We start from the raw sequence: 20,703 nt of genomic DNA on the forward strand, positions 1-20,703 counted from the left end.
GGCAACGACGTCTGGTCTTCGGCGACGTGGTCATGGAGACCGCGGCGCTCAACGCCGTCGCCGGACGCCCGAAGGAGGAGTACGGCCTGGAGCCGCAGAGCCTCGACGAGGTCCGGCCCGGCTGCTACAACGTGCACGAGCGCGTGAAGGACATGAACGCCGGCGGCGTCCTGGCCTCGATGAATTTTCCCTCCTTCCCGACCTTCACCGCCCGCGTCTTCGCCAGCAGGGACGCGGAGCTGTCGCTCGCCCTGGTGCGCGCCTACAATGACTGGCACATCGACGAGTGGTGCGGGGAGTACCCGGGAAGATTCATCCCACAGGCCGTTCCCGTGATCTGGGACGCGGAGCAGACGGCCCTGGAGGTGCGGCGATGTGCCGCCAAGGGCTGCCATTCTCTCAGCTTCACGGAGAACCCTGCCGCCCTCGGCTGTCCGAGCTTCCACAACGAGTACTGGGACCCGGTCTGGACGGCGTGCTGCGACACCGGGACGGTGCTGTCGATCCACCTCGGGTCCTCGGGTCGGCTGTCGATCCCGGCGGTCGACTCGCCGCCCGACGTCATGATTACGTTGCAGCCGATGAACATCCAGTCGGCTGCCGCCGACCTGCTGTGGTCCCGGGTTCTGAAGACCTTTCCAGACCTACGCGTCGCCCTCTCCGAGGGCGGTAACGGCTGGATCCCGTACTTTCTCGACCGGGTGGACCGGACCTTCGAGACGCACCGCGCGTGGACACTGCAGGACTTCGGCGGGCGGCTTCCCAGCGAGGTGTTCCGCGAGCACTTCCTCACCTGCTTCATCAACGACCCGGTGGGCATCGAGATGCGGGAGAAGATCGGCGTCGACAACATGGCATGGGAAGCCGACTATCCGCACAGCGACTCGTTGTGGCCGGCGGCGCCGGAGGAGCTGATCTCCGTTCTCGGCGCGCACGAGGTCCCGGACGACCAGATCCGTAAGATCACATACGAGAACGCCATGCGCTGGTACAGCTTCGCCCCGTTCACTCATGTGTCGATGGAAGAGGCGACCGTCGGAGCACTGCGTCGAGCCGCCGCCGGACACGATGTATCGATCATGTCGAGGAGCACGCGATCCCGTACGCCGGATGAGAAGCTTGAGAGCTTCCGCTCGCGGGCTCGCAGAGCGGTCGCGGCTCAGATCTGAACTCTCCGACACGACCTCATCCCTACGGACCGACGCCGGCCACGGGCCGGTGGAACGCAACGCCTCACAGCCACCGGCACGCCAGGCCTGCTGCCAGGCACAGGTCGCATCCGCCGACGAGGCTGATCGTGATCGGTGGGCCAGGGTCAGCGGGCCAGGACGACGCGGCCGAGCTGGAAGCCGGGCCGTCCGGGCAGCGCGAGGGCGCCGGACGGGGCGAGTGGCGAGAGGACGAGCTGCCGGTCGGCGTGCGGCCAGTCCGCCGGCTCCCGTCGGTTCCAGGTGTGGAACGCCAGCCACCAGGTTCCGTCAGCCGCGCGGAAGGGCTCCGCTCCACCTGGGCCGACTCCGGCGGTGCCGGTGCGTAGCAGCGGGTCCGGCCGTGGCGTGCAGGGGCCGAGCGGGCCGGCGCAGTCCGCGGAGCCGGTCGCGTATTCGGGGCTGTGCCAGTCCCCGGCGGAATAGAGCAGCTCGTAGTGGTCGCCACGGGCCAGCATCGCCGGGCCTTCGACAACGCCGTGCTGCCATCCGAGGGTGGGCGTGAGCAGGCGGACCGGGGCGTCGAGCAGGGTGCCCCCGTCGGGGGAGAGGCGCTGCGCCCAGATCGCCGGGGTGGTGCCGGGCAGGATGCCCTCGCTCTTCCAGGTGAGGTAGCGGTCGGCGCCCACGGTGTACGGGCTCGGGTCGATGCTGCCGCCCTCGGACTCCTGGCAGATCAGCGGCGCGGCCGAGGTGTCGGCGAACGGGCCGGTCGGGCTGGCCGCGTGGGCCGTCGAGACACACTGGTGCCCGGTGGCGGCGACCCGGGTGGCGTAGTAGAGCACATACCCGTCGTCGACCCTGGCGACCGCGGGCGCCCAGGTGGTGAAGCCGGTGTCCTGCGCCCAGCCGGGCAGCCGCGGCAGCGCGTCGCCGGCCCGCGTCCAGGTTCGGAGCTCCGGATCGGTGCTGACGAGCACGGGGATGTTGGCGTCGTCCGCGTTGGTCCCGTAGGCGTAGCTGGTGGCGCCGGCGGCGAGCACGTAGGGGTCGGCGAGGTTCGATCCCCGGACGGCGACCACGCCGCGTTCGTCCGCCGGCGAGCCGGGCGATGAGCCGTCCGAGGGAGCGCCACCGGAACCACCCGGTGTGCCGCTCGCGCCACTCGTGCCGGTGCTCGGGACCGAGGCGGCGGACGGCGCCTGGGCGGAACCGCCCCGCGCGGCGATCGGTGCGGTGACCAGCACGGCGACGACCGCTCCGACGGCGATCAGGGCGCCGGCGGCCACGGCGGCCACGGCGACCCGTCGCGGCGGTCGACCGCGCCGCCGCGTCGGCGGATCCGTCGGGGGGAGCGCCGGAGGCGGCGGGTGGGGCGCCGTGCCGGGACGGGGTTCGGCCGAAGTCGGCACGGCGGGCATCCTCCTGAGAACGGCGGGGGCGAAGCGGCACAGGACGGCGGGACGGCGGCGAAGCGAGCTGCGCGGTGGCGGAGTGGCCGGATGGCGGGCCGGTCCGGCGTCGTCCGCAGTCTTGATGCCGTTGATGTGGGCCTCATGTGAGCCGCCAGGCGCTCGGATCCGGGCGCCAGCGCCGGCAGCGCTCACGGCGGACGTGGAACGTGCCTCAGCCGGCACGTCCACCCACGGATGGTGGCCATCTGTGTTGCCTGTGTTGTTGGTTGGGCGTTCAGCTTCCGGTCGACCGTGTGCTGAAGGCTTCGCCGGGGCGCGATTTCGCCGCTCTCCACTGGTCACCCTGGGAGAAGGAGCCACTGCGTTGCGTTGGAATTTGCGTGGGAGGGGGCGGCTCGCTGTCGCCGCCGCCCTGGCCATGGTCGCGCTCGCCCTGTTCGGCGTGCCGACGGCGATGGCCGGGCCGACCGACGTGCGGATCAACGAGATCGAGTCGAACGGCGGTTCGCCGGGTGACTGGGTGGAGCTGGTGAACACCGGTACGGCCGCGGTGAACATCTCGGGTTGGGTGGTCAAGGACAACAACAACTCGCACGTGTTCACGGTCGCCTCAGGCACCTCGGTGGCCGCCGGCGGACGCGTGGTGCTCGACGTGGATCCGGTGTTCGGCCTGGGCAGCGCCGACTCGGTGCGGCTGTACCAGCCGGGCGGGACGACGCTGGTGGACTCGTACACCTGGACCTCGCATGCCACGACGACCTATGGGCGGTGCCCGGACGGCAGCGGCGCGTTCACCACGACCAGCGTGTCGACCCGGGGCGCCGCCAACTCCTGTTCAGGCGGCGGTACGGCCGCGGCGTGGCCCGGTGGCACCGCGGTCACCGTCGCCGACGCCGCGAACGCGTTCGGCACCAACCTGAGCGGGCTGTCCTTTCAGAGCGCCAGCGTGCTCTGGGCGGTGAAGAACGGCCCCGGCGCGCTCTACCGGCTCGTGCCCAGCGGCGCGACGTGGATTCCCGACACCTCCGGCGGCTGGACGTCCGGGAAGGCGCTGCACTACGCCAACGGGACCGGCGACCTCGACGCGGAAGGCGTGGTCGTCACCCCCGACGGCGTGATGGTCGCCACCGAACGCGACAACAACGGCAGCACCAGCCTGCCGAAGATCGCCCGGTTCGACGTGTCCTCCACGGCCACCGCGCTCAACGCGACCGCGGAGTGGGACCTCACCTCCGACCTGCCCGCGGTGGCGGCCAACAGCGGCCCCGAGGGCATCGCGTGGATCCCCGACTCGTTCCTCACGGCGCACGGCTTCCGGGACGAGCACACCAGCGCCGCGTACAACCCGGCCTCCTACCCCGGCCACGGCAGCGGCCTGTACTTCGTCGGCCTGGAGGCCAACGGCACGATCTACGCCTACGCCCTCGACCAGACAGGTGGCGGTTACACCCGGATCGCCGCCGTGCCGAGCGGCTTCGCGGGCGTGATGGACCTCGAGTACGAGCCCAGCACCGGCCACCTGTGGGCGGCCTGCGACGACACCTGCCAGGGCCGCACCGCGACGCTCGACGTCAACGCCCAGGGCCAGCTCGCCGTCACGGCCGTCTACGAGCGGCCCACCGGAATGGCGAACTACAACAACGAGGGATTCGCCATCGCGCCGCAGGAGACCTGTGCGTCCGGCCTGAAGCCGGTCCTGTGGTCCGACGACGCCAACGACGCCAGCCACGCACTGCGTGCCGGAACGCTCAACTGCTGACGTCCCACGCAATGCTGACGTCCCACGCAATGCTGAGGTCCTAAGCGCTGCTGACGTCCTGGGCCCCGGTGGCCGGGCGGTGGTCGGGTGGTCCCGGGCCGCCCGGCCACCGGGGCCGGTGGAAGACGGGCAGCATCGGGTCCGGGGCGCCGAGATGGTTCCCCTGGCCGTAGCCGATCCCGGTGTCGCGCACCGCGGTGAGCTCGGCGGCGGTCTCGATGCCCTCGGCGATGACCCGGCTGCCGATCTTCCCGGCGAGGTAGACCAGCGCGATGGCGGTCGCGCGGCGGACGGGATCGGTGTCGATGCCGTGGATCAGGCACCGGTCCATTTTGATCACGTCGGGGCGCAGCTGCACGAGCCGGGCGAGCCCGGCGTAGCCGGCGCCGACGTCGTCGACGGCGATCCGGGTCCCGCGGGCGCGCAGCTCCCGGGCCGCGCGCAGCACGGCCGGGTCGTCCAGGCTGCGTTCCTGCTCGGTGATCTCGACGACGAGCCGGGTCAGGTCGATGTCCGGGAGGACACCGAGCAGACCACCGGTGAGCGCGGTCGGGGAGGCGTTGACCGCCAGGCGGGCGTTGGCCGGGATGGCGGGCAGCACGCCCAGCGCCCGCCGGACGGCGGAGAGCTCCAGCTCGACGCCGAGCCCGACGCCGGCGGCCCGCGCGAACCACTGTTGGGGATCGGCCGGCGGGCCGGGAAACCGGGCGAGGGCCTCGGCCGCCACGGCCGACCCGGTGCGCAGGTCGACGACCGGCTGGAACACCAGACGCGGCCCGCCGCTGTCGAGGACCTCCCGGACGGCCCGCCAGGTCCGGCCGGAGTGCTCCCACATCCGGTGCAGATCCCGGACCGACACGCTGAGCAGGTCCGCGATCAACATCAGGATCTGGACGTGCCGTGAATCCAGGTCCGGCCGGGGAACGCGTCCGATACAGCCGACGACCCCGTAGACGCGGTCGCCGTCGCGGACGGGCGTCGCCGCGTAGGCGCGGACACCGAGCTCAGTGATGGTGGGCAGACCCGCCGTCCGGGGGTCCTCCAGCGTGTCGGGAATGATCGGCGGCAGTCGGCCGGTCAGCACCCGCCAGTAGAGCGTGCGCTCCCGCTCCTCGGGCGAGCCGAGCACGGTCGTGCCCGGGCCGACGCCGTAGGAGGCGCCGTCGCCGTTATGGGCCTGCAGGACCAGCCGGTCGCCGTCGAAGCGGCACAGCCAGCTGAGGTCCATCCCCAGCTGGTTGCGCAGCACGCCGAGCAGGTGCACCACTGCTGTGTCCGGTTCCGGGACGTCCACCGGCGTCCCCAGGATCGACAGACCGCCGGCCGTCATGCGCCGTCACCTCCACCGTCAGGATCGACTCGATCCCCGCGGCGCGCACATCCACCGCGCCCGCCGCGGCGGCGGACGTCCCCGGCCGGGCCCGGTTCTACTGCACGGCCGGCCCTTCCGCGGTGTCCCACGACGCCGGCCGGGCCAGGCCCGCCGGCAGGTGGGTCCGCCGGTCGCCGCGCGCGGAGTCCACCTGCTTCTGGGCCAGGCCGGTGGCCGCGGTGAGGTCGGCGCCGTCCAGCCGGGCGTTGGTGAGGTTCGCCCCGGAGAGGACGGCGTCGGCGAGGATCGCCTCGTCCAGGACGGCGTTCGTGAGGTCGGCGCCGCCGAGCTGGGCGCCGGTGAGATCGGCCCGGCCCAGCTGGGCGCCGGTGAGGGTCGCCCGGAAGAGCAGGGCGCCGGCAAGGGTCGCGTCGGCGAGCCGGGCGCCGGTGAGGTCCGCGTCGACAAGCTCGGCGTCGGTGAGGTTCGCCCGGCGCAGGTCGGCGCGGGCGAGATCGGCGTCGTCCAGGCTGCCGCCGGTGAAGTCGACCCCGGCCAGCCGGGCGTCGGCCAGGGTGGCGTTGGTGAGCGTCAGGTGGGCGAGGCTGGGCGCACCGGGAAGATCTGCGTGGCTGGTGAGGCCGGTGAGCCCGGTCAGGTCGGCGCCGGTGAGGTCCGCGGGGTGCGGGAGCCGGGCGAGGACGCCGACGGCGGCGCGGATGTCGACGGCGGGCGGCCGGGACGGCCCGCGCCGCCCGGGCCTGGCGGACGGCGCGGCGGGTGCGGTGGGTGCCGGGGCGCGCCGGGGATCGGTGCTGAGGGTGCGGACGAAGGCGGCGAGGACCTCGACGACGGCCCGCCGGTCGGCGGGGCTGTCGGCGACGATCCGTTCGAGGGCGTAGATGCCGCCCAGGCGGATCGTGTCGCTGTCCGAGCCGAGCTGGTCGATCGCCCGGGTGTAGAGCTCGCGAACGTGGGTGTTCGCGTAGGCCTGCCGCTCGCGTTCGTCGGCCGCCTCGTTCGCCCGCCGGGTCTCGGTGTTGGCCGCCCGGGTCTCGTCCAGGGCGACCAGGGCGCCGGCCACGGCGATGAGGGCCGAGGCCGCGGTCAGCAGGCCGCCCTGCAGGGCCGCCCGCGCGTCGGTGTCGCCCGGGTCCGGGTACATCCGCGGGGGGAGATGCCAGATCCCGACCGCGGCCGCCGCCGCGCCGGCCGCGGCCAGCCCGGCGACGATCCACAGCCAGCGCCGGCCCGCGGACCGTCGCGCGGCGCCGCTGGTGGCGACGCCGGCCGCGCCGCCGCAGGAGCAGGTTCCATGAGCGCCGGGGGTCACACCGGCGTTGTCGGTCATCTCCCGCCCCCGTCCTCCGGTCGCTACCCGTTGTTCCCGTAGGGGCGGGTGAGGATCTCCATCCAGTGCCCGGACGGGTCGAGGAAGTACAGGCCGCGCCCGCCGTGGTTGTGGTTGATCTCGCCCTTCTGTCGCCCCTGCGGATCGGCGTAGAAGGTGATGCCGGCCTGCCTGATCCGGGCGAACGCCGCGTCGAACTCCTCGTCCGACACCAGGAACGCGTAGTGCTGCGTGGCGATGGACTCCGCCGCGGTGGCGGCGAAGTCGAGGGCCACGCCGTTGGCCGTGACGACCGGCAGGAACCGGCCCGTCCGCGGCCCGACCTCGAGACCCAGGATGTGGGCCAGGAACCGGGCGGACTCCTCGTCGTTCCGGGCGTGGACGATCGTGTGGTTCAGCTCGACGGACATGGGTGAACGCCTCCGTGCGACACCTCGCGGCGCCTCCATCCCTCACCCGGCCGGTGACCGGAACGCGGCGCCGCAGCCAAGATCCTATGAAGCTTTCCCGTGCCGCGCCGGGTATCCCGGCAGACCCGTGGCCGCCCGGTGGGGGGCGGACGTGGACGGACCGCGCGCCGCGGGTACGACCGGTGTGTACCCCGCCGGTGGGGCCGTGTTGTCGGTGCTCGCGGCCACACTGTGAAAGACAGCCACACCGACCCGAGGACGGCGATGACCGCGGCAGTGAGCAGTAGCCCGCACGACCTGTCCGACCTGGGCGACGAGGCTGTCGCGCTGGTCCGCCGCTGGGTCGCCGAGGCGGCGTCCGAGCCGGTGGACCCGGCCGCCGCCCGGCTGGCCGCCGTCCTGCGGGAGCCGGGCGGGCTGGCGTTCACCGTGCGCTTCGTCGACGGGGTGATCCGTCCGGAGGACCCGCGGGTAGCGGCGCGCAACCTGGCCCGGCTCGCGCCGTCCGTGCCCGCCTTCCTGCCCTGGTACCTGCGCGGTGCGGTGCGGGCAGGGGGAGTGGCCGGGCCCGTGGTGCCGTGGGTCGTCGTCCCGGCCGCCCGGCGGGTGCTGCGCCGGATGGTCGGCCACCTCGTCGTCGATGCCACCGACCGCGGCCTCGGGCGGGCCATCGAGCGGCTGCGCCGGCCCGGCGTCCAGCTGAACATGAACCTGCTGGGGGAGGCCGTCCTCGGTGAGCGGGAGGCCGCGCGCCGGCTGGCGGGCACGACGGCGCTGCTCGCCCGGGACGACGTCGACCACGTGTCGATCAAGGTGTCGGCGAGCGTCGCGCCGCACGCCCCCTGGGCCTTCGAGGAGACCGTGGCGCATGTCGTGGAGACGCTGACACCGCTGTTCGAGCAGGCCACGGCAGCGCGGCCGGCGGAGTCGCGGCCGGCCACGTTCGTCACGTTGGACATGGAGGAGTACCGCGACCTGGACCTGACGATCGAGGTGTTCACCACGCTGCTCGACCGGCCGGCCCTGCGGCGCCTGGCGGCCGGGATCGTCCTGCAGGCCTACCTGCCCGACGCGCTCGGCGCCCTTACCCGCCTGCAGGAGTGGAGTGCGTCCCGGCGGGCGGGCGGCGGCGCCCCGGTCACCGTACGGCTGGTGAAAGGCGCGAACCTGCCGATGGAACGGGCCGAGGCGTCCCTGCGTGGCTGGCCGCCGGCGCCGTACGACACCAAGCAGGACACCGACGCCAACTACAAACGGCTGCTGGACTACGCCCTGCATCCCGACCGGGTCGCCAACGTGCGCGTCGGGGTCGCCGGCCACAACCTGTTCGACCTGGCCTTCGCGTGGCTCCTCGCCGGCCGCCGCGGCGCCCGCGGCGGCCTCCGCTTCGAGATGCTGCTCGGGATGGCGCAGGCGCAGGCCCGGGTCGTCGCGCGCGAGGTGGGCGGCCTGCTCCTCTACACCCCGGTGGTGCGGCCGGCGGAGTTCGACGTCGCCATCGCCTACCTGGTCCGCCGGCTCGAGGAGGGCGCGAGCCGGGAGAACTTCATGTCGGCCGTGTTCGACCTCGCCACCGACGAGACGCTGTTCGCCCGTGAGGAGAAGCGGTTCCGCGCCTCGCTGGCCGACGTCGACGACACCGTCCCGTCCCCGCGCCGCACCCAGAACCGCCTGCGCACCGCGCCTCCCATCGGCGCAGCGGGGCCGGCCGGGCCTGATGGCACAGGAGGCTTCCGGAACGCTCCGGACACCGACCCCTCCCTGGCAGCCAACCGGACGTGGGCACGGCGCGTCCTGGCCCGGGTGCCGGCGTCCACGCTGGGCGTCGACCTCGTCGCGGCCACCACGATCCGCTCGGCGGACGAGCTGGACGCGGTGCTGGCACGCGCGGTCGCCGCTGGCCCGGGTTGGGCGGCGCTGGGTGGGGCGGGCCGCGCGGCCGTTCTACGCCGGGCCGCCGAGGTGCTCGAACAGCGGCGCGGCGAGCTGGTCGAGGTCATGGCCACCGAGACCGCGAAGACCTTCGACCAGGCCGATCCGGAGGTCTCGGAGGCCGTCGACTTCGCCCGCTACTACGCCGAGCGGGGTGCCGGGCTCGACGACGTCGACGGGGCGCTGCTCGCGCCGGTGCGCCTCACCGTGGTCACGCCGCCGTGGAACTTCCCGGTCGCGATCCCCGCCGGGTCCACTCTCGCCGCCCTCGCCGCCGGCTCGCCGGTGGTGATCAAACCCGCTGGTCAGGCCCGCCGCTGCGGCGCCGTCCTGGTAAGGGCGCTGTGGGACGCCGGCATCCCCCGAGAGGTCCTCCAGCTCGTCAACGTGGACGAGGGCGACCTCGGCCGGGCGCTGGTCGGTGACCCTCGCGTCGATCGGGTCATCCTCACCGGCGCGTTCGAGACGGCGGAGCTGTTCCGGTCGTTCCGCCGCGACCTGCCGCTGCTCGCGGAGACGAGCGGCAAGAACGCGATCGTGGTGACGCCGAGCGCCGACCCCGACCTGGCCGTGCGCGACGTCGTCGCCTCCGCGTTCGGCCACGCCGGCCAGAAGTGCTCGGCGGCGTCGCTGCTCATCCTCGTCGGCTCCGCGGCAGCGTCCCGCCGGCTGCGCGACCAGCTCGTCGACGCGGTCCGCTCGCTGGTCGTGGGGGAGTCGGCCGACCCGCGGACCCAGTTCGGGCCGCTCATCGAACCGGCTTCGGGCAAGCTGCTGCGCGCGCTGACCGAGCTCGGCCCGGGCGAGCGCTGGCTCGTCGAGCCACGGCGCCTCGACGAACAGGGCCGGCTGTGGTCGCCCGGAGTGCGCGCGGGGGTGTCCCGCGGGTCGGAGTTCCACCGGACGGAGTACTTCGGCCCGGTCCTGGGGATCATGGCGGCGGTCGATCTCGCCGAGGCCGTGGAGATCCAGAACGAGGTCGACTTCGGTCTCACCGCGGGTCTGCACTCGCTCGACGCGGCGGAGCTCGACTACTGGCTGCGCCACGTCCAGGCGGGCAACCTCTACGTGAACCGCGGCATCACCGGCGCGATCGTGGGCCGCCAGCCGTTCGGCGGCTGGAAGCGCTCGGCGGTGGGCCCGGGAACCAAGACGGGCGGCCCGACCTACCTCTACGCCCTCGCCGGCTGGACCAGCAGACCCAGCTCCGCGACGGCCGAGCTCGGGCCGGCCGCCCGCCGCCTGCTCGCCGTCGTCGCTGACAGTGACTGTGTAGGAGAGTCCGGCGACGGTGCCTCCGTTGGTGGCGCCTCCGCTAGTGATGCCTCCGCCGGCGGCGCGTCCGCTGGCGGTGCCGCGCCTGGCGGAGGCGCCGGTGGTGGGGTCGGCGCGGTCGCGGATCTCGCTGGGCTGGAACGGGCGCTGCGCAGCGACGCGGCCGCCTGGGCCGGCGGGTACGGCGCCGCCCGCGAGCTCGCCGGGCTGTCCGCCGAGCGCAACATGCTGCGCTACCAGCCCGTTCTGGTCGAGATCCGCTTCGCGGGCGGCGGGATCCACCAGCTCGTCCGCGTGGTCGCGGCCGGGCTGCTGGCCGGCTCGCCGTTGCGGGTGAGCTCCGCGGTCGAGCTCCCGCGGTGGCTACGCGCGGAGCTCGCCGGGCTGGCGGTCGGTAACAGCTGCCAGTCCGACGACGAGTGGCTCGCTGACCTGGCCCGACGCCCGGCGAGCCGGGCCGGGCTGCGGGTTCGGCTGATCGGCGGGGACGCCGGCGCGCTGACGGCCGCGATCGGTGACCGCCTGGAGATCGCCGTCCACGCGCGGCCGGTGACCGAGTCCGGGCGGCTGGAGTTGCTGCCGTTCCTGCGCGAGCAGGCGGTCAGCATCACCGCCCACCGCTTCGGTACCCCGGACGGCCTCTCCGACGGCCTCCTCTGACAACCCGCGCCAACGCCGTGCGCTGAGAGCGGGGGCTCTGACCTGCCGGTGTGTGGCGTCGGCCGATCCGGCCAATGCGCCTCTTCCGACCGTTTCCTAGGTTAGGCTTACCTAAATTTCGGCGTTCGTGGGGCGGGAAGACCCGCGGTCCAGCTCCGCTCCCATCCTCGCTGAGCGTGCGCCGTGACGCAGCCGATCGAGGAGCTGAACCGTGGCCACTCTGCGTGAGTCCATTCGTGCCGCGTCCGCGCGGCGGGCCGGCCGCATGATCCAGTGTGAGGTGGCGGTCGAGGCCGTCGCCGTGGTCTCGCCGTCCTTCCGTCGGGTGACGGTGCGCGGCGACGGGCTGTCGGCCTACATCGACCCGCTGCCCGCCGACGCCTTCCGGCTCTTCCTCCACCCGCCCGCCGCGGCCGGCACCGGCTCCGGGGCCGACGCGGGCGCGGCCGGGCCGGATGATCGGGCCGAACTGTCGAGGGCCTTCACGGTGCGCACGTTCGACCCGGCGGCGAACCGGCTCACCTTCGACGTGCACCGGCACGGCTCCGGGTTCGCCGCCGGCTGGCTCGACCGCCTGCGGCCCGGCGACACCGCGGACCTTCTCGGGATGCGGGTCGAGTTCGCCCCGCCGGAAGCCGGCGCGCCAGCGCGGACCAGCACCGCGATCCTCGTCGCCGACGGTAGCGGGCTTCCGGCGGTCGCGGCCATCCTCGCCGCGCTGCCCGCCGGGCAGCCGGCAGTGGTTCTCCTCAGCGGTCTCGTCGAGCAGGATCTCGGGCTTCTGCCGGAACGCCCGGGCGACGACCTGCGCCTGGTGCCCGCCGGCGGGCTGCCGGCCGCGGTGCGGGCCCTGACCAGGCCGGACGGTGGCGCGCTGGCCTTCGTCGCGGCGGAGGCGAGCGAGGTCCGGGTGATCCGCCGCCTGCTCGCGGAGGATCTCGGCGTGCCGCGCGGTGACCTGCGGGCCTCCGCCTACTGGAGGGCCGGTGAGACCATGGAGGAGGCCGACGCCGCCGCGGAGCTCCGGTACGCCGAGGCGGCGGCGCAGGGCCGCGACCTCTCCGACCCCGCGGTGCTCGAGGAACTGGCACTCGCGTAGCGCGCCGCCCAGCCGCACCGGCCACCCGGCCCGGTTCACCGCCCTGGCGGGTGGGCGCCGGGTCGCGCAGGTCGCAAACGGTGGCACGGCGCACCCGCGGGCGGCGACAGTGGATGGCCGGGACGAGCGGCAACGCACGGTGCCACATGCCTCTGCGCAAGGATCAGAGGCTCGGGACGGGCAGGGCATACCTTGATACGACACGAAGTAGTAGACGTGAAGCGGAGTATCGGTGACTGATTCGGTGATCATCTACACCCAGACGGACGAGGCGCCGGCTCTGGCGACGTACTCGTTCCTGCCGGTGGTGCAGGCGTACGCGTCGACGGCCGGGGTCAGTGTCGTCAGTCGCGACATTTCCCTGGCCGGGCGGATCATCGCCAGCTTCCCGGAGTACCTCGAGCCGTCCCAGCGCATCGACGACGCGCTCGCCGAGCTCGGCGATCTGGCCCGCACGCCCGAGGCGAACATCATCAAGCTGCCGAACGTCTCGGCGTCGATCCCGCAGCTGCGGGCCGCGGTCGTCGAGCTGCAGCAGCAGGGCTACGCGCTGCCCGACTACCCCGACGACCCGAAGACCGACCAGGAGCGGGAGGTCCGCGCCCGCTACGACAAGATCAAGGGTAGTGCGGTCAACCCCGTGCTGCGCGAGGGCAACTCCGACCGCCGGGCGCCGGCGTCGGTGAAGGGCTACGCGAAGGCGCACCCGCACCGCATGGGCGCCTGGAGCGCCGAGTCGAAGACGAACGTCGCGACCATGGACGCCGACGACTTCCGTTCGACCGAGAAGTCCGCGGTGATCGCCGCGGACGGCGCCCTGCGCATCGAGCTGGTCGGCGACGACGGCACCACGACCGTCCTGCGCGAGTCGGTACCGGTGCTCGCGAGTGAGGTCGTCGACGCCTCCGTCATGCGGGTCGGGGCGCTGCGCGAGTTCCTCACCGCGCAGGTGGGCCGGGCCAAGGCCGAGGGCGTGCTGTTCTCGGTGCACCTGAAGGCCACGATGATGAAGGTCTCCGACCCGATCATCTTCGGCCACGTGGTGCGGGCCTTTTTCCCGGAGACGTTCGCCCGGCACGGCGCGGTGCTCGCCGCCGCCGGCCTGACCCCCAACGAGGGTCTCGGCGGCATCTTCAAGGGGCTGGAGGCGCTGCCCGAGGGCGCCGAGATCAAGGCCTCCTTCGAGGCCGAGCTCGCCGCCGGGCCGCCGCTGGCCATGGTCGACTCCGACCGGGGCATCACGAACCTGCACGTGCCCAGCGACGTCATCGTCGACGCGTCCATGCCGGCGATGATCCGTACCTCCGGCCACATGTGGGGGCCGGACGGTGCCGAGGCGGACACCCTCGCCGTCCTGCCCGACAGCAGCTATGCCGGCATCTACCAGGCCGTCATCGACGACTGCCGCGCGCACGGCGCCTACGACCCGGCGACGATGGGCTCGGTGCCCAACGTCGGCCTGATGGCGCAGAAGGCCGAGGAGTACGGCAGCCACGACAAGACCTTCGAGATCCCGACGACCGGCACCGTGCGGCTCGTCGACGGGGCGGGCACGGCGGTCCTCGAGCTGACCGTGAGCGCGGGTGACATCTTCCGCGCCTGCCAGACCAAGGACGCCCCGATCCGCGACTGGGTGAAGCTCGCCGTCACCCGGGCCCGCGCCACCGGCAACCCGGCCGTGTTCTGGCTCGACGAGACCCGCGCGCACGACGCCCAGCTCATCACCAAGGTCCGGACCTACCTGGCCGACCACGACACCACCGGGCTGCAGATCGAGATCAAGGCCCCGGTCGACGCGATCACCTTCTCGCTGGAGCGCATCCGCCGCGGCGAGGACACCATCTCGGTGACCGGCAACGTGCTGCGTGACTACCTGACCGACCTGTTCCCGATCCTGGAGCTCGGCACGAGCGCGAAGATGCTCTCGGTCGTCCCGCTGATGAACGGCGGCGGCCTGTTCGAGACCGGTGCCGGCGGGTCGGCGCCCAAGCACGTGCAGCAGCTCGTCAAGGAGAACTACCTGCGCTGGGACAGCCTGGGCGAGTTCCTGGCGCTGGCGGTGAGCTTCGAGCACCTCGCGCAGCGCACGGGCAACGCCCGCGCCCAGGTGCTGGCCGACACCCTCGACCGGGCGACCGCGACGTTCCTCAACGAGGACAAGTCGCCCACCCGCCGGGTCGGTGGCATCGACAACCGGGGCAGCCACTTCTACCTGGCGATGTACTGGGCCCAGGAGCTGGCCGCGCAGACCACCGACGCCGCGCTCGCGCAGGCGTTCGCCGGCCTGGCCGAGAGCCTCGCGGCCCAGGAGAAGACCATCGTCGACGAGCTGCTCGCCGTGCAGGGCTCGCCGGCCGACATCGGTGGCTACTACCAGCCCGACCCGGCCAAGGCCGCGGCCGTGATGCGCCCGTCGAAGACCTTCAACGAGGCCATCGCGACGCTTGCCTGATCTGCCGGCCTGACCACGTGTCAGGAGCGGGACGTCAGGAGAACGTGGGTCAAGGGAAAGGGCCCGGGCTCCGCACGGGCCCTTTCCCTGATCGTTCCGACCTCCCGCGTGCGGGCTCGCCGCCGGACCGGCTTCCGCCGGTGCGAAGCGGCCGCCGCCGGCACGGGGCGGTTGTCGTCCGCGCGGGCCGCTAGCGGCCGAGCGCGTCCTCGAGAACCTCGTGCCGGTGGTGCAGGCCGGGCTCGTTGCGCCCGAAGACGAGGTCCGCGCGCGCGCCCGAGGCCATGCTCGCCTGCACCTGGGCCGCCAGCGCGTAGTCCTCGTCGCGGACGGCGTTGTGCGCGTAGTCGAAGATCGTCTCCGCGGTCTCCCGGGTCGCCTCGTCGGTGAGGTCCATCGGGGACGCGTTCTGGTGGTAGGTGATCGAATGGCCCGGGCGCTCGCCCGGGTACACCCGGAACACCTCGCCGTTCGCGACCGTCACGGACAGGACGATGTTGGGGAACAGGGCGTAGATCAACACGAAGTTGTTCAGCGGCTCCCACTCCTCCTCCGGCTTGTCCGCCAGGTCGGTGATGTGGTTCATCGGGAAGACCAGGCGGTGGTGCGGCCCGTAGGAGTCGAACAGCGCGCAGTTGCTCTTGTTGATCAGCGCGAACGTGTCCCGGTGCACCGACGCGAAGTGGTAGCTCTCGGCGAACGTGTCGAGCGCGAGCTTCCAGTTGACCGGTGAGTCGATGACCTTCTCGCCCACCGGCGCCCACGACCCGATGTTCCAGGACGCCAGCTCCGGGCCCAGCTCGCCCAGGTGCGCGTCGATGTCGAGCGGCCCGGCGGCCGGGTCCAGCCCGACCCACAGGAACCCCGCGTTCTCGGCGGCGGGCAGCTCGGTGAGCCGCGCCTGACCGTTGAGTGTCGCGGGGAAGCCCTCCCGCCCCGGACCGCCGACGAACTCGCCGTGCGCGTCGTACGTCCACGCATGCCAGGGGCAGGTGAACCGCTGCGCCACGCCGCAGCCCTGGGCGACCTGAGCCTGCCGGTGGGCGCACACGTTCTGGAAAGCGCGCACCGTTCCGTCATCGCCGCGCGTCAACAGCACGGGGACGTCCATCACGGTCTTTGTGCAGTAGGTTCCGGCCTCGGGCAGTTCGGAGCTGTAGCCCACGAGCTGCGGTGAACGCCGGACGACTTCACGTTCCAGTTCGAAACGTTCCCGGCTGGTATAGGCCGTCGCCGCCACGCCGCCTTCCGTCGGCGTCATGTCGGTTGTATTGTCGGTCGCTATTTTCAGCGCCCGTCGCGTGAGGTCGACGAGCTCGTGGCGGTCGATGTGAGCCCTCCCAATTCGATGACGGCATCATCCCGCGCGCGGGGCGGCGGGATGGGATCAGGTAGACAGAATTGTATGTGCTCACCACCAACGGTCTTTACTCGGGCTAAGTCACCATCCCGACAGGAAGGGGTGCACTGCCGTGCGTCACGGCCAGGTGCGGCGAAAGTGGCCGGCGCGGGCCAGGTGCCGGCAGCCGGCACCTGGGTGGGGGTGACCCCGCCGGAGGTGATTGCTCCGTCGTGCCAGGCACTCCTGCCCCCGGGTGTCCCGTTGAGCGGGACGTCAGCCGGTGTGCTGGCGGGTCCGCCGCCGTGGGGAGGGTCGGGGCGGCGGCGTCCCGACGGCCGCCGACGGGCCGCCCCGCCGGCCCTGACGGACGGCCCGGCCCGGCCCCGAGGCGGGGGAGAAACGCGGCCCCGCCCGTGGCGGGGATTCTCGATGGGATTCGGCGTCCCGTGACGTGGGTCACGACAATCGGCGGTGAGTGACCCGCGCCACCTCGGGGTGTCGGTTCCCCGACGCTTCCGTCGGGGTTGTGTCCCACGGCATAGACGTGGCCCACATTGTAGTGCGTCCGACCCCCGAAGGTGCGGCCGAGGTCACGTCCTCAGTATGGATTATCGCGCCGTCGCAGCGGCATTATTAATAGCGACGGCCGAAATCCAGCCGCCCGAAATCCAGCCGCCACTGAGGATGCTTCAGGGGGATTGACGTGAACCTCACCAGCTCCGACCGTCCGGGCCTCTACCAGAAGCTTGCCGCCCGCCGTGCCGTCCGCCGTATGCGCCACGAGTTCGATCTCGTCATCAGCTCGACCGAGACGCCCGCGGCGCGGCAGGAGATCCAGGCGATCTACACCCGGCACAACGCGGCCAGCGGCCCGTCGGTCGTCCCCGGCCAGCGCAAGGTGGATGACTCCGAGGTCAGTGCCGACGCGACCGAGCGCGACTGACCAGTTAGCCACGCCCCAGCTCCAACTACCCACTCCCCACCACCAACCCTGGACGGGCCCGTCGCGGCGTGAGCCGGCGGTCCGTCCTCGGGCCCCCGGCGCCTCAGTCGCGGCCGTGCAGGGCGGCGCGGAGGGCGGCCACCGTCTCGGGTGAGGCGGCGCGCCGCCTGGGCGCCGGCTCGGGGGCCGAGCCGGCGACGACCTGCAGCCGCGCCGGGACACCGGCGGAACGCAGCGCGTCGGCGTAGGCGACTCCCTGCTCGCGCAGGCGGTCCCGCTCCTGGACGCAGACGTACGCCGGCGGCAGCCCACGCAGGTCCTCGGCCCGCGCGGGCGCCGCGTACAGCGGTACGCCGTCGGTTCCCGCCCGGCCCTCACCGAGGTACGCGTCCCAGTGCACGGCGGTGTCGGCCCGCCGCGCCGCGCCGACGGAGCCGCCGTCCGCCCCGGCGCTGTCTGTTCCGGCACCGGTCGTTCCGGGACGGTGCTCGCGGCCGCCGCCGAGCGCGTCGCCGAGGCCTACGGGGGCCGCCGCCAGGCTCGGCACCGCGCGCCGGTCGTCGAGCTCGGGGAAGTCCAGGCACTGGAAGCACAGCGCGGGCCCGCCCCGGTCACGGGTGAGCAGCGCCAGCGCCGCGGCCAGGCCCCCGCCGGCGTGCGCCCCGTGCACGGCGATCCGGTTCGGATCGACGCCGAGCCGGTCAGCGCGGGCCGCCATCCAGCACAGGGCCGCGTAGCAGTCCTCGAGCGCGGACGGATAGGGATGCTCGGGGGCCAGCCGGTAGTCCACCGCGACGACGACGGCACCGACGGCCCGGCTCAGCCCGATGTTGGCGCGGTGCTCCGTCCCGAGGCCGCCTGCGACGAAGCCGCCGCCGGGCAGGTGCAGGACGGCCGGGGTGGGTCGGGCGACACCGACCGGCGTGTAGATGCGCACCGCCACGTCGGGGGCGTCCGGTGGGCCGGGTACGCAGGTGTCGGTGATGTTGACCCCGGTCAGGTCGATCTCACGCGTGGCGGCGAGCATCAACTCGGCCGCGCGGGCGCGCGTCGCGGTGATGTCGTCGACGGTGACGTGCGGCGTGATCTCGACCAGCGAGGCGAGTTCGGGATCGAAGCGGTACGGCATCGCATCCTCCAGCACACGTGTCGGGCACTCGCGGTCTGACGCGCCCCCCGCTCGTCCAAACCACGCCCAATGTTCACCCCTGGAAGCCCCTCAGGATGCCCTTAGGGCCGTTGTTTTGACGGATCGGCATTCCGCGCACCGCCCGGACGGACATCTTCAGGTGGTGCGTGCCGTGCTGCGCGTAACTGGTCGCCGACGGCCTGGTCGCGGCTGGGCCGCCGGGTGGGAACTACTCAGCCGTGCCGGCGCGGCACGGTGGGCCACCCGTGGTGCTCCGTGCTCGGATCGATCTTCACCCGGCCGGGGCCGACCTTCAGTCCAGGGTTCCCACGTACTGCCGGAACATCGGATGCACGGCGAAGGTCGAGACACCCCTGGTCGAGGTGAGGGAGTCAGCGCGATCGCTCCCCGCCCACGATGCGGACAGCACTGAGTGGTCGCGGATGAAACCCACGTTCCACAGTGTCTCCAGCAGATGGTCGGGATCCCGGTCGGAGATCCACTTCGTGGCCTCCCTGCTGGTCCGCACGGCTCCCGTCGCGATGTCCAGCAGCAGGTACTCGAGGTCGTCCCGGGCCCAGACCGCCGGGCGGCCGCGGAACGCCTCGAACACGCTGAGCAGGCCCGGGTGCTGGAACCGGTACTCGGCGGCGATGTCGCGGGTCCGCTCGCCGGAGTAGGTGGCTTCCACGGCGAGGATGTCGCGCCGCGCGATCCGCCGGCCACCGGCGGACCGGTTCTGGCGCGCGTGTTCGAGCGCGTGGCTGCAGTACTGGATGATCTCGCGTGGGCGGCGCAGCGAGCGGTCGACGATGTAGCGGAACGACCAGCGCGGATCGCGGAACACCGCCGCCCAGCACTCGTCGTCGCCCACACCGCTCAGCCCGGGCACGGTGTGCCGGATACGGCAGGCGATCAGCTGCCACAGGTGCGGCTCGTCCCACCGCACCACCTCGATCAGGTCGCGGAACTTCTGCGCGTCGTCGTAGAGGGCGGGAATGTTGTCGTAGAGCTCCTGGCGCAGCGACATGAAGACGTGCAGGTGCGGCGAGAGGTCGTTCAGTGACATACAGGCCTGGAAGAGACCGGCGACGAAGGCCTGCGCGTCCTCGCTCGCGTCCCAGCCGCGGTCCAGCTCGTCGACCAGGACGGTGACCCCCGAGCGCGCGCACAGGCGGCTCAACGGCTGGATCAGGTGTTCCAGCTCCTGGAGTTTGTAGAGGCGCTGGAGCTCCGTCGTGCGGATACCGGCCTCGAAGCTTCCCAGCTTCACCGACTCGATGCGGCGCAGATAGGAGACGAACGAATCCAGCGGGGTTACTGCGGCGCCGCGGTGATTGTCGCGCAGGTAGGCGTATATCTGGCTCTCGGCGCCGCGTCTTATCCGGCCGTGCCGTTTCGTCAGCTCCTTCATGATGAGCACGAGCAGCAGGTATTTCCAGGCCACGGCGTACGCGCCGAGCTTGGCCCACGCGCCGTCGGCCTCGCGGGTCATCGCCCCGCTGAGGAATTCGTACGAGTAGTCCTCGGGCGCGAGCTCGATGACCGAGGCCCCGCGGTCGCGGTGCCGGCGGGCCATGGTCTTGAGGATCGCGCTCTTGCCGGCACCCCGGTTCGCGACCAGGATCGTCTTCGTTCCGGTGTTCATGTTGCGGTACGCGGCCGACTCGATGAAGTAGGCGTCGAGCCCGCGCCTGATGTCGCGTTCGGCGGCCGGCGCACCGAAACTGAGGTGGCTGAAGTCGGGCACGCGGCCTCCCGTGCTTCCGTCGGTTCCCGCTACGAGAGCCTAGACGGGCGAGGGCCGCTTCAGTAGTGAAATATCCAGAGGGGCGACAATCGTGGACGGCTGCGGCACAGTGGCCGGGTGGAGACCGATGCCCGGGGGACGGCCCGGTCGTCGGGCTGGACGGGCTGGACGGGCTCTTGTGGGTGCCACGCCGCCACCGGACGTACCGGCCCGTCCGGTGGCCAGGACCAGGGTCTGCGGAAGCTTGTACGGTCCGTGCCCCGCTGTTATACAAGTGTTCAGCGGCGGGGCTGGTGGATCAAGAGTTTCCGGTGACGTGAGACGGAGCGGATGTCCCGCTCCCGGTGTCGGCGGCGTCGAAGGTGCGGCCGGCAGCGGGTCCGACGCCCGTATCGGGGCGGCAGGGCGCTTCGACCGAGAGGACGGGCAGGCGTATGGAAAGGCTTCGTGTCATCCAGTGGACCACCGGAAAAGTGGGCAAGCTGACGTTACGGGCGATACTTGATGATCCGCGTCTGGACCTTGTGGGTGTGTACGCCTGGTCGGCGGACAAGGTCGGCACCGATGCGGGAACGCTGTGCGGTCGGCCGCCGTGTGGCGTCGCGGCGACCAACGACATCGACGCCTTGATCGCGCTCAAGGCGGACACCGTCGTCTACACCCCTTTCATGGCCGATCTCGACCATGTCCTGCCGCTGCTTGAGGCGGGAATGGACGTGGTCAGCA

At 72.4% G+C, this 20,703-nt stretch carries 12 protein-coding genes and 2 pseudogenes; 7 read left to right on the forward strand and 7 right to left on the reverse strand.

Annotation, left to right across the window (positions count from 1 at the left end; genetic code table 11):
* Positions 1–1,169 (forward strand): annotated as a pseudogene (locus AC559T_RS00705) (amidohydrolase family protein); the annotation flags it as partial.
* Between the two features lie 146 nt (positions 1,170–1,315).
* Here AC559T_RS00705 and AC559T_RS00710 read toward each other — a convergent pair.
* Complete coding sequence (locus AC559T_RS00710; RefSeq protein ID WP_498867388.1) at positions 1,316–2,437, reverse strand: glycoside hydrolase family 43 protein; 1,122 nt, start codon at positions 2,435–2,437, stop codon at positions 1,316–1,318.
* A gap of 490 nt (positions 2,438–2,927) precedes the next feature.
* On the opposite strand from AC559T_RS00710, the gene AC559T_RS00715 reads away from it, so the two are divergent.
* A complete protein-coding gene (locus tag AC559T_RS00715; protein WP_200835241.1) occupies positions 2,928–4,322 on the forward strand; it encodes a lamin tail domain-containing protein in 1,395 nt (464 codons plus the stop codon).
* Between the two features lie 40 nt (positions 4,323–4,362).
* On the opposite strand, the gene AC559T_RS00720 is transcribed toward AC559T_RS00715, so the two are convergent.
* The 3 genes from AC559T_RS00720 to AC559T_RS00730 all read right to left on the reverse strand — a co-directional run bounded on the left by AC559T_RS00720 (position 4,363) and on the right by AC559T_RS00730 (position 7,395).
* Entirely contained in the window at positions 4,363–5,652 is a 1,290-nt protein-coding gene (locus AC559T_RS00720) for a sensor domain-containing phosphodiesterase (RefSeq protein WP_498867389.1), read from the reverse strand.
* Between the two features lie 97 nt (positions 5,653–5,749).
* Positions 5,750–6,985: a pentapeptide repeat-containing protein gene (locus AC559T_RS00725; RefSeq protein ID WP_498867390.1), complete on the reverse strand. Its 1,236-nt coding sequence runs from the start codon at positions 6,983–6,985 to the stop codon at positions 5,750–5,752.
* Positions 6,986–7,008: 23 nt separating this feature from the next.
* The gene (locus AC559T_RS00730) at positions 7,009–7,395 is read right to left on the reverse strand and encodes a VOC family protein (RefSeq protein WP_071063080.1); all 387 of its coding nucleotides are present in this window, start codon (positions 7,393–7,395) and stop codon (positions 7,009–7,011) included.
* Between the two features lie 264 nt (positions 7,396–7,659).
* Here AC559T_RS00730 and AC559T_RS00735 point away from each other — a divergent pair, with 264 nt between their 5' ends.
* From AC559T_RS00735 to AC559T_RS00745, 3 genes are all read left to right on the forward strand, one after another.
* The gene (locus AC559T_RS00735) at positions 7,660–11,262 is read left to right on the forward strand and encodes a bifunctional proline dehydrogenase/L-glutamate gamma-semialdehyde dehydrogenase (protein ID WP_498867391.1); all 3,603 of its coding nucleotides are present in this window, start codon (positions 7,660–7,662) and stop codon (positions 11,260–11,262) included.
* A gap of 211 nt (positions 11,263–11,473) precedes the next feature.
* The gene (locus AC559T_RS00740; protein ID WP_020461791.1) at positions 11,474–12,361 is read left to right on the forward strand and encodes a siderophore-interacting protein; all 888 of its coding nucleotides are present in this window, start codon (positions 11,474–11,476) and stop codon (positions 12,359–12,361) included.
* Positions 12,362–12,593: 232 nt separating this feature from the next.
* Positions 12,594–14,813: an NADP-dependent isocitrate dehydrogenase gene (locus tag AC559T_RS00745; RefSeq protein WP_498867392.1), complete on the forward strand. Its 2,220-nt coding sequence runs from the start codon at positions 12,594–12,596 to the stop codon at positions 14,811–14,813.
* 190 nt (positions 14,814–15,003) lie between these two features.
* Here AC559T_RS00745 and AC559T_RS00750 read toward each other — a convergent pair whose 3' ends face one another.
* Entirely contained in the window at positions 15,004–16,074 is a 1,071-nt protein-coding gene (locus tag AC559T_RS00750) for an aromatic ring-hydroxylating oxygenase subunit alpha (protein ID WP_071063088.1), read from the reverse strand.
* Positions 16,075–16,858: 784 nt separating this feature from the next.
* On the opposite strand from AC559T_RS00750, the gene AC559T_RS00755 reads away from it, so the two are divergent.
* Complete coding sequence (locus tag AC559T_RS00755; protein WP_020461788.1) at positions 16,859–17,098, forward strand: hypothetical protein; 240 nt, start codon at positions 16,859–16,861, stop codon at positions 17,096–17,098.
* 103 nt (positions 17,099–17,201) lie between these two features.
* Here the strand turns inward: AC559T_RS00755 and AC559T_RS00760 are convergent, their stop codons facing one another.
* Together AC559T_RS00760 and AC559T_RS00765 are read right to left on the reverse strand one after the other, a co-directional pair.
* Positions 17,202–18,227: an alpha/beta hydrolase fold domain-containing protein gene (locus tag AC559T_RS00760; protein ID WP_112105812.1), complete on the reverse strand. Its 1,026-nt coding sequence runs from the start codon at positions 18,225–18,227 to the stop codon at positions 17,202–17,204.
* Between the two features lie 313 nt (positions 18,228–18,540).
* On the reverse strand, positions 18,541–19,977 hold the full coding sequence (locus tag AC559T_RS00765) for a P-loop ATPase, Sll1717 family (protein WP_131627003.1): 1,437 nt from the start codon (positions 19,975–19,977) through the stop codon (positions 18,541–18,543).
* A 473-nt stretch (positions 19,978–20,450) separates the two neighbouring features.
* Between AC559T_RS00765 and AC559T_RS00770 the strand changes: the two are divergent.
* Positions 20,451–20,703, forward strand: a pseudogene (locus AC559T_RS00770) (hypothetical protein); the annotation flags it as partial.

It is taken from the genome of Frankia sp. Hr75.2, assembly GCF_949319125.1.
Classification (GTDB): Bacteria; Actinomycetota; Actinomycetes; order Frankiales; family Frankiaceae; genus Parafrankia; species Parafrankia soli.

Bases quoted from the DNA above. Each gene is read 5' to 3' on its own strand.
- AC559T_RS00720 (WP_498867389.1), bottom strand. From the start codon at position 5,652: ATGACGGCCGGCGGTCTGTCGATCCTGGGGACGCCGGTGGACGTCCCG.
- AC559T_RS00725 (WP_498867390.1), bottom strand. From the start codon at position 6,985: ATGACCGACAACGCCGGTGTGACCCCCGGCGCTCATGGAACCTGCTCC.
- AC559T_RS00730 (WP_071063080.1), bottom strand. From the start codon at position 7,395: ATGTCCGTCGAGCTGAACCACACGATCGTCCACGCCCGGAACGACGAG.
- AC559T_RS00735 (WP_498867391.1), top strand. From the start codon at position 7,660: ATGACCGCGGCAGTGAGCAGTAGCCCGCACGACCTGTCCGACCTGGGC.
- AC559T_RS00750 (WP_071063088.1), bottom strand. From the start codon at position 16,074: ATGACGCCGACGGAAGGCGGCGTGGCGGCGACGGCCTATACCAGCCGG.
- AC559T_RS00760 (WP_112105812.1), bottom strand. From the start codon at position 18,227: ATGCCGTACCGCTTCGATCCCGAACTCGCCTCGCTGGTCGAGATCACG.